Consider the following 5,618-nt stretch of genomic DNA (forward strand, 5'->3'; position numbering starts at 1 on the left):
GTGATGATCCGTTCATGAGCCGGGATCTCCTTCAGGAGTGCATTCAAGAACGTCGTCTTGCCGGTCGACGTGCCGCCTGAAACGACGATCGAGACGCGGTTGCGCACCGCATATTGCAGGAACTCCATCGGCGACGTGTCGTGCAGCATTTCGACAAGTCGCTTTTCTTCGGTTGAAAGCGCCAGGCCGGCACCCATCGCCGTGTCCTCGAATGCGCCAAGATCCTTGTAGGCATCAAGGCTCATATCCATGATGACCTGTTTGCGGATTGAGATCGCCCCGCCTTCGGGAGCCGCGGGCGGCAAGATGCATTGGATGCGCTCACCCGAGGGTAGCGCGGCCGACAGGACCGGGTTTTCTTCGTTGATGACCTGATTTGTCGCCGAGGCGACGCCCGTCGAGATGTTGCGGATCCAGCCGGGCGTGACCTCGCGTTTGACGACGTGCTCCATTTCCTTTGCGCCGAGGCGTTCGATGAACAATTCACCTGGCCTGTTGATCGCAATCTCGGAAACGGAGTCTTCGTTCAAATAGGTCCATATTGGCTCCAGATGCGCGCGCAGGACCGGGGCTCTTGTCCAAGGGTCGGGGAGGGGATGCACGGCGTTCATTTCACCGGGCTCCCATAGCCGGGATAAAAATGATCCTTTGGCATCGCGTAGAGAGGCGTCGGATCGATCGCGGTCTTCGGCCGCCCGCCCGCCTTCAGGCGCGCTACTTCTTCCTGGATGGGGTCGGCGTATAAGTCCGAGAAATCGAGATCTCGCCGCACCAGCACAACAATGGATGTACCCTGGTCGACGTAGACTGTCGGGCCAATGTTCTGCGTGTCGCGAAACGCCTCTTGCGCGAGTTGCTGCAGGGCGGTCGACGACTTGTCAAACGCGATGCCGCGGGCGTCGCGCTGCGAGCCATTGCCACCGTAAGTTACGGTCGTGGTCTCACCGGTCACGGGATCGACCGTCGACACCTGGCGCTGTTGTCCATCCTGGCTGCTGTCGCCAAGCGAAGACAGATATTCAGAGACGCCGCCAACGACCGAAAGCATGATGGCGTTGCCGTACCGTTCAACCCAGTGCGTATCGACACGGCCGCCCATGCCACCGCGGCCGAGCGCGTCTGCACCGGGTGACTTGATATCGACGGAAATGCCGTCTGAGCGAATGATCCTGTTCCAGACAATGAAAACACGCTTCTGACCGCGCGCAAGCCCCGAGCGGTATTCACCGGTCAGGCGCGAGCCCTTCGGAATGAGGACCCGCCTGCCGTCGAGAGAGAAGACATCCTCACGCACGACAGCGCGCACGGCACCGGGAAGGTCGGTGTTGATCGCGGTCTCCAAATAGCCGCGAATGATCGTTCCTTCTGGGATCAACGCATCGGTGCGTCGAAAAGCCCTGGCTTTGACGATGCCGGAAGAACTTGCCTCAGACTGCGCCAGGAATGCCTTGTTGGGATCACTATCGGCGCCGGGGACTGGGACGATCTGACCGTCGGGCGCGATTTCGACCTGTGCCGCCTGGGCGCCGGCTTCCGTCGAGCCGGTTTGATCATTCGTCACCATCTGGCTCGACCGCAGGCGTTCCCACACCGCTTTTTCGTGCTCGGCGGCCTCGGTCTTGCGGCGGGCCTCGTCCTCAGCCTCGGCCTTCCGGCGGGCTTCTTCCGCCTCGGCCTTGCGGCGTGCCTCCTCGGCCGCCATTTGTGCTTCCAGCGCCCGCCGCTGCGCATCGAGATCCGCGCCCTCCTGCACTGTCTGATCGACGTTCTCGGCTTGTTGCGTGGCCTTCTGCTCGGGGGCCGGTGGCGGCACCACGATCTGGTCGATCGTGCCGTCGGCGGGTTGCGGCGGTTCGTTCAACGCCGGCGGGCGGAACTCGGGCGGGTTGAAGTTTTCCTCCCCATCACGGCGAACATCGCGCGATACAGGCTCCCGGGGCCAGTTGAGCCATATCAGCGCGCCTACCAGCACTACGCCGAGGCTGACCAGGGCGATCCTGGTACCCACGCCCGCACCACGGCGCGCGACCGTTGGGCTGCCGTCCAGTTGGTTATAATCGATCTGTGTCATCAGCGCCCTCCGCTGGATCCGAACAGGGTGGAACCGCCTGTCAGTTTCGTTGGACCGTAGACTTGCTCGACGGGATCGATGGCGTTGGGTCGCGCCCGGTTGTAGAGGCAGAGCGTCTTGCCATCGGCCCGCAAGGTGAATTGCCGTGCGACCTTGTCGATGACGGTGTATTTGCCCTGCGTGCGAACGTTGACCAGCGACTCCTGACGCTTGTCGTCGACAACGAAGATCGCCGGAATGTCGCCCTTGAACTCCAGAAACACCTTGGTGCCGTCGTCGAATACGGTGCGCGGCTTCAGGCTTTCGTCGCCCTTGTAGGCGTAGTCGTAATTGAGATCGGCATAATTCAGCTCCTTCAAATCCGGATCGGCGGCGCTCCCCTTGGCCTGTGAGAACAGGCGCGCATTGATATCCTCGTCCGGGTATTTGAACCGGACCTGGAAGGATGCCCGGTCACGGCTATTGTCAGTCGCCTGCAGCAGCAGGGAATAGACGCGCCGGTTGGTGACCACGTTGACGTTGGTCCATGCATCGCGCTCCAGCGGCTTGACGAAGAGGAATCGCGATCCGCGCTTGGGGATGATTGACCAGCCTTTCGTGTCGCCAGCCGACACGGTTTCGATGACTTCGGTCGGACTGAGTTCGACCATCGTGGAAATCCCAAGAGCGGCGCGCACCGACGTCACGTCGTCGTTGTTGAAGGTGACATATCGGATGCGGCCGTCGCGTGCGGCCGCGCCGTGGATCGTGCCGAGCAGAAGGGCGGCCGACAGGACGAGGCCCGCGCGCCGTCTCATTGCAGGCTCCCCGCCGCTGGCGCCGATTCCTGGTCGCGGCGGTAATCCGTAACCTGAAATCCCAGTGGATTGTCGAAACGCCATTCGTTCTTGAGCGGCGTCGAGGTGTAGCGGAATTTTATCACCGCCACCCAGTTGTCGGCGGTGGACGAATTGTCCCGCCGCGTCGTCGTGGCAAAGCGCACCGAGGCAGTGTTGCGATTGAGCAGGGAAACCGATTTGATCTCGACCGAGACAGTGACATTGCGGCCAAAAATCTTGTCCAGCGATTGTGGATTTGCAGGCGTATAAAGCCAAGTCAGATCCTTGGACGCTGCGTCGGTGGAGTAGAGCTGCGCCAGGTCGTAATTCTGTTTCAGCTCACGCGAATCGTAGGTTTCGCGGGCCCTGATGTAGCGCACAAGATTGGCCGCCGTGACGGCCTCGTTCTGCGATAAATCTCCAGGCTTGAGCGCGCGCATGATCTCGAGGTAGCCCGTCGATTTGTCGACCTCTACAACGTACGGTTCGAACTGCCGGAGTGGCAGGATCAGCACGAGCGCCAGCAGCGACAGCACCGCAACCAGTCCCGAAATGCCGCTGACGACCCACGCCAATGTACGCGATCGGCGCATTGACCTGTGCGTGTCGTCTTCCCAGGTCGCGCCTGCCCTGTAATAGCGCTTGTCGACGAGTTCGCGGCTGCTGCCAGCAGGTGTTTCCATTGAGATTGACACTTTAGTATTGCCTCGTTTGCGCGACGATCCCGATCCCGATCGAGGGCCGCGATCGGTGATCATTCTTGTGTTCTAGGCCAGAGGCCTGGAGTTATCGCGCGCACCTTGCTGGATGGCGGTCCGGGTTGCGGCATCGGCCCTGGCTGCTCGCGAAGATCGAAAACTGTTTGTCGCGAGCTGCCGGGCGCCCCGAGCGGCGCGGCCTGCGGCCCATCGCGCGCCGGAATAGCGCACGGCATTCCTGCCGAACGTCCCATATGAGTAGCGAGCGCCCATGGTGCTGAGATACCCGCCACCATTCAGGATCGAAGCAATCGAGGGTATCTGCATGAGAACGTAAATGCCGATGATCGTCACCAGCACCAAGGGCAGCACCAGCGACATTTTGCTGTCCATGGTCGCTCCGCCTGATGTGGCGGTGTTCAGCGCCGCATTGACGAGCGAGAAGTAGAAACCGAGAAAGCCGTAGATCAGGATTTGCTGGATCATCAGGAAGGTGGTCAGCGAAAGAAAGCCTTCGCTCATGCGCGAGGACCATCGGTAAAGCCAAAGGATGATCCATATCGGCGCCAACGCCAGCGTGATGAACAACATCACCTTGGCGGCGATGATCGCGGCAATGGCAAGCGCTGCGAAGATGATGGCAGACAGCAGGACGAGCAGCGACAAGAGCGCACCAAAAATGTCATAGAAGGATCCGCTGTAGACCTGATTGGCGACGTCCTGGGCCCCTTGGTAGAGATTGTCGATCAGCGCTGGAATTGCCGCCTGGTCGCTAAGCTGATTGCCGGTGGCCCGCGACACGGCGCCGACGATCACCTTACCCACCTCGTCTGGAATGCTTTGCACGAGCTGATAGATCGTCGCGGAAAATGTGCCCCATCCGGTCAGCAGCAGATAGATGATGACGGCGCGGCCGAGGCGATAGGCCGCTTCGATTGGCGAAATCGACTCACGCCCGCTCAGGATCGAATAGCCCCACCACACGATATAAAGGGTCAGCATCAGGGTGAAGACGTTGCCCATCGCATTTCCCAACTGCATATAGACGGTGCGAACGAAGTCCTCGCCGATGTTGTCAATGCCACCGAGGATGCTTGCGGCGAGACCGTTCATGGATCCTCGTCAACGATGCTGGCGAACGGTGTTGAATTGACCGGCTTTAGCGCGCCGCATTCGTCGGCGTGGGCATACGACAAAGGCCCGCATGGAGCTTTCAGTTCGCGATTTGCGCATCCAAAAAGCCCTGCGCCGAGCCCAATCACAACGCATATGCGCAGGACTCGCCCCGACAAGCGTTCAGCCCCCGCTCTTGCCAAATTCCGCGAACGGATTGACGGTGCGCGGTGTCATCATCTTCTGCACCTGGCTCTGGCGAAGAAGATCTCCCTTCAGCTTCTCATTCAGGGCCGCGACCGCGCCGTTCTGGACGCCGATCAGTTCGTTGACCGCACGCGCGTTTTCCAGCTGCATTCGCGTGTTCTGGTCCACCGAACCCTTGACGTCCTGCGACTGCCCAATCTGCCCGCTCGCTGACTGCAGCGACTGTTGGCGCTGGGTAACGCCCTGCGAAGCCTGCGCGGTCAATGCGCTTAGCAGCGAGGCCACATTGACGCTGCCGCCATAGGCGGTGTTGACGGCGCTCGTCTCCCTGCCGGCAATCTGCTGGAGCTGCTTCACCAGCTGGAGCCCATTGATGACCGCGCCGGCGATTTTCTGGATTTCGGGCGAAAGGCCGCCAAACGAAAGAGCCCCGCCGTTGAGGATCGATCCGAACGACGGCGCCTGGGCAATCGACATATTGCCGCCAAGGCCCATCTGTCCGATCCCGAGCGAACCGTCACGACTGCCGCTGAGAGCCTGCAGGATCTCCTCGCTCTTTTTCAGGATATCCTTGTTCGAATCCATGATGGAGTTGGTATTGTCCGCATTCTTGCGGGCGACATCGAGATTGGCGCCATCAATGACGGCAATCTGTGCGTGGGCCGTGCTTGCCCAAAGCGCCAGACTGGCAGCAATCGCGAATTTTTTCAT

Annotated in this window: 6 protein-coding genes; all 6 read right to left on the minus strand. The window is 60.6% G+C overall.

Features of this window, described 5'->3' with window-relative positions; translation table 11 throughout:
* Positions 1-611 (minus strand): ATPase, T2SS/T4P/T4SS family (locus FFS37_RS35470; RefSeq protein ID WP_171026567.1); only part of this gene is annotated, 611 nt, incomplete at its 3' end.
* Entirely contained in the window at positions 608-2,071 is a 1,464-nt protein-coding gene (gene virB10 / locus FFS37_RS35475; RefSeq protein ID WP_137935533.1) for a type IV secretion system protein VirB10, read from the minus strand. The genes FFS37_RS35470 and virB10, both read right to left, overlap by 4 nt.
* Entirely contained in the window at positions 2,071-2,868 is a 798-nt protein-coding gene (locus tag FFS37_RS35480; RefSeq protein ID WP_171026568.1) for a TrbG/VirB9 family P-type conjugative transfer protein, read from the minus strand. Before FFS37_RS35480 ends, virB10 begins: the two co-directional genes overlap by 1 nt.
* Positions 2,865-3,647, minus strand: coding sequence for a virB8 family protein (locus FFS37_RS35485; protein ID WP_332313585.1), 783 nt, complete (start codon positions 3,645-3,647; stop codon positions 2,865-2,867). Before FFS37_RS35485 ends, FFS37_RS35480 begins: the two co-directional genes overlap by 4 nt.
* 9 nt (positions 3,648-3,656) lie before the next feature.
* Entirely contained in the window at positions 3,657-4,700 is a 1,044-nt protein-coding gene (locus FFS37_RS35490; RefSeq protein WP_137935535.1) for a type IV secretion system protein, read from the minus strand.
* A gap of 183 nt (positions 4,701-4,883) precedes the next feature.
* Positions 4,884-5,618 (minus strand): type IV secretion system protein (locus tag FFS37_RS35495; protein WP_137935536.1); only part of this gene is annotated, 735 nt, incomplete at its 5' end.

The organism is Mesorhizobium comanense (assembly GCF_005503535.1).
GTDB classification, from domain to species: domain Bacteria; phylum Pseudomonadota; class Alphaproteobacteria; order Rhizobiales; family Rhizobiaceae; genus Mesorhizobium; species Mesorhizobium comanense.

What these genes read in the sequence shown, in the direction of transcription:
- virB10 (WP_137935533.1), bottom strand. Translation starts at nt 2,071, where the DNA reads ATGACACAGATCGATTATAACCAACTGGACGGCAGCCCAACGGTCGCG.
- FFS37_RS35480 (WP_171026568.1), bottom strand. Translation starts at nt 2,868, where the DNA reads ATGAGACGGCGCGCGGGCCTCGTCCTGTCGGCCGCCCTTCTGCTCGGC.
- FFS37_RS35485 (WP_332313585.1), bottom strand. Translation starts at nt 3,647, where the DNA reads ATGATCACCGATCGCGGCCCTCGATCGGGATCGGGATCGTCGCGCAAA.
- FFS37_RS35490 (WP_137935535.1), bottom strand. Translation starts at nt 4,700, where the DNA reads ATGAACGGTCTCGCCGCAAGCATCCTCGGTGGCATTGACAACATCGGC.